General features: G+C 41.6%; 3 protein-coding genes and 1 pseudogene. 3 read left to right on the forward strand and 1 reads right to left on the reverse strand.

Translation table 11 applies throughout. From position 1 onward, the window contains the following. The 3 genes and pseudogenes from LC653_RS45175 to LC653_RS45185 form a co-directional block, all read left to right on the forward strand. Positions 1 to 378, forward strand: a pseudogene (locus tag LC653_RS45175) (hypothetical protein); the annotation flags it as partial. 168 nt (positions 379 to 546) lie between these two features. Then, on the forward strand, positions 547 to 2,169 hold the full coding sequence (locus LC653_RS45180; protein WP_229501738.1) for an NACHT domain-containing protein: 1,623 nt from the start codon (positions 547 to 549) through the stop codon (positions 2,167 to 2,169). Beyond that, on the forward strand, positions 2,160 to 2,888 hold the full coding sequence (locus LC653_RS45185; protein WP_229501739.1) for a HEAT repeat domain-containing protein: 729 nt from the start codon (positions 2,160 to 2,162) through the stop codon (positions 2,886 to 2,888). Before LC653_RS45180 ends, LC653_RS45185 begins: the two co-directional genes overlap by 10 nt. Positions 2,889 to 3,048: 160 nt before the next feature. Here the strand turns inward: LC653_RS45185 and LC653_RS45190 are convergent. Next, positions 3,049 to 3,383: hypothetical protein (locus LC653_RS45190; RefSeq protein WP_229501740.1), on the reverse strand; the 335-nt coding region annotated here is incomplete at its 5' end.

Below are 3,383 nucleotides of genomic sequence, written 5' to 3' on the forward strand. Positions count from 1 at the left end.
ATGGGCAACCCGTGGTCGCAGAATTTTGCAAGTATAGAGCAACTGGCAATGGAATTAAATTCAATTGAAATTACTACAAGTGGTTTAGTTGAGCCGATTGATTTTGATATATTTTGTCGTAAAGGTACTATGCAATTAAATATTTTAGACAAGGATAAAATTGAACATAATTTGTTACCAAGTTACGGTGCATCTCATATAATAATGCCTGATAAACTAGTTGGTTATTTCAATACTCAAGGATATCAGCTTGTTGCAACTGATGTGTACTCACTTTCAAGTCAAGATTTACAAGGTGATGAATCGGAGAATCAAAATAGTAATAAAAATGTAACCTTAGATAATCCACATGGAATGTTGTTATTTTTTAAACGATAAAATATTTATTTGAATCGAGTTAATCAATGAAGGTAAACCCCTACACGAGGACAATTTATGAAATAATGTTGGTAATTAATATTGCCGACTGAGGTTAAATAATTGATTCTGGTGAAGCGTAAGAGCTTACCTTCCACTGTATAGTCTTAGACGTTTGGGTAACTCCTCATGGTAAACCGTGACGAACTGCTGAGTGAACTTCAGAGTTGGGTCAAAACTAATGATGGGCGATCGCTTATCATTCAATTTGTTGAGCAGCATGGAAAATATAACGTCAACTTAGGGGAGGGATCTGAAATTTCGGTTGGGGATACGCTCCATCAGCTAGAGACAGATTTGCTGGCTGAGATTCGGGATTTACTACTGCGTTCTCAACTGCCTTCTCCATCTCTAGAAATAAATTGGCAGGAGGTCAGCCGAAGATTACTGGAAGAAAGGCTTCAGATCACAACAAACCCAATGACCAGTGGAGAGGATATTGCCTATCAGGTTGAGCAGGTGTTTGTCCCTCTGGGATTAGTAGAACGCAAGAAAATGCCACGCCGGAAACAGGATGTCTCCCCGGAGCAGGGTTCAGAACTCTATCAAGAGGGCAGGAAAAAGGAGAGATTGCGTCGAGACTCTGAGCTAGTGGAGGAAGTAGAAGTCACTCAGCAATTTGAACACGAGGAATTTCTAAAGCAAGTTCTGCAACAGGGGGAGAGTCCAAAGAGTCAAGGAAAGAGGATTGCGATTATTGGTGAGCCGGGGGCAGGAAAAACAACTTTACTACAGCAGATTGCCCAATGGATATCGACGCAATTTCCAGAATCAATTGTTATCTGGATATCGCTAGCAGACTTACAGGGCAACACGCTGGAAACCTATTTGGAGAAACGGTGGCTGCGACGAGTTATTCGTGAAGCAGGAGAAGCAGAAGTCTCTGCGACGGATAAACAGCACTTTGCGGCTCAGTTTAAACAGGGACGGGCCTGGTTGCTGCTGGATGGCTTGGATGAGATGCAGTTTGCTGGCAATTCCCTAAGTGAAATCCAACGTCAAATTCAAGAGGGGGGATGGCTGCAACAGGCACGCCTGATCCTAACCTGTCGATTAAATCTATGGGATGGCAATCGCAATTCATTAACTAATTTTGACACTTACCGTAGCTTAGATTTTTCATACCCAGAGCAGGTAGAGCAATTCATTGAAAAATGGTTTGCACCACGAGAAAAGGGAGATTTGGGGCAGGTGCTGTGTGCTGCGCTGAAGGAAGCAGGAAGGGAGCGCATTCGAGATTTAGTGAAGAATCCGTTGCGGTTAACCTTGCTATGTTTCAATTGGTATTTGAAACAGGGACAGTTCCCGCAAACTCAGGCAGAACTGTATCAAAGATTTGTGGATCGAATTTATGAGTGGAAGCAGGAGCAGTTTCCCACGACGCATATGCAGCGAGAATGCCTTAATCAAGCGTTGGCAGAACTATCTCGACAGGCGATAGATGATGCAGATGACCGCCAACAAAGTCGGTTTCGACTGCATCAAAATTTTGTATTCAATTATTTGAATAGACCGCTTCCAGAAGGAAAAGAAACACTACTTGACTTAGCTTTGAAAATTGGCTGGCTAAATCAGGTTGGTGTAGACGCAGATGATCCAGAACAAAAAGTTTATGCTTTCTACCACCCAACCTTTGAAGAATATTTTGCTGCACTCAGCATTAATGATGGGCAGTTTTTCCTCAATCACATTCCCAAAAATCCGATGGCAAGGGAAGCTAGCTACCGGATTTTTGAACAGCAGTGGGGGTAATAGAAAACACTCAGGACGAAGCTAATTACCTATCAGTTGCAACAGACTTATGCACAATCGACCCAAGTAATGAAACTGCAAAACAAATATTAGTACAGCTTTTGGAAAATACCCAGGATGAAGCTATTTATCTGTCAGCAGCGCAAAAATTAGCTATGCTCGATCCGAGCAATAAGACAGCAGTTCCAGGACTGCTTAAGATATTAAAAACTACTAAACTCTCGGAAAAATTCGATAAAACTGCGTCAGACATTTTGGGCAAGATTGGTAACGGGGATAAAACAGCCATTCAAGAATTGGTGGGGATACTAAATACTTCTAGAGGTTGGAATAAGCACTTTTCAATAATATTAGAGACATTGAGTGCCATCAGCGTTGGTAATGAGACTGCATCCCATGCACTATTAAGAATCTTGGAAACTAGTCGGAGCAGTATTATTCGATGCATGGTGGCGGAAAAATTGAGCAAAATCGATGTTACTGGTGAGATGACAACTCTGGCATTTGTGCGATCTCTTCGCGGTCGCAGCTTGAGAATAAAAGAACTCCATCAACTTATGATGAAATGTGCTGATACTAAGCCTTATGAAAAGTTTTATCAAGCATTCAATTCATACCCGTGGTCATATAGGATTTACAGAAACTTAGAACTGATTTGGGAAGTAATCAAGAATTCTCCATTTGAGTTTTACTTTAGAATTTTTCGGAAATATTATTGATTTATCACGCTGTCATTTCTCATTAGCGAGTTGAGTAAGTAGGTCGGCGTAAATAATTATTGTTGGGATAAGGCAGGGGGCAGGGAGCAGGGGGAGAAAGAGTTTGAGCCTTATTTACTTTTCTTCACACAGTTTGGTTTTATTGCACGCGCCGACTTACTTAGTCAGAAATAGTCATTTCTTCTGGCAACAGTAGATTTTTCAGCTTCCAAGATACAGAAAGAATTTTTGCTGCATAAATGCCGAGGATAAATGTCCATAATTCGCCATGAACTAATCTCTGTTCTCCCTCTGCTAGTACATCCTGCAACCAACGCAAGTCTTCAGGGCGAACCTTTGGGCAAGAGCTTACACCAAGCGATATACCTAACAGTTCTACAGGTCGATAAAAAAACGAAGCTCGATCCGAAGGAAATGCTTCACGAGAGGCCAGTCGCGTCAAACCGTTTGCCCAAGCTGACAAAAAACTCTCACCAAAAACTCTGCCACAAGCAA

Origin of the sequence: Nostoc mirabile CHAB5784 (assembly GCF_020829645.1) — a bacterium.
Classification (GTDB): domain Bacteria; phylum Cyanobacteriota; class Cyanobacteriia; order Cyanobacteriales; family Nostocaceae; genus Nostoc; species Nostoc mirabile.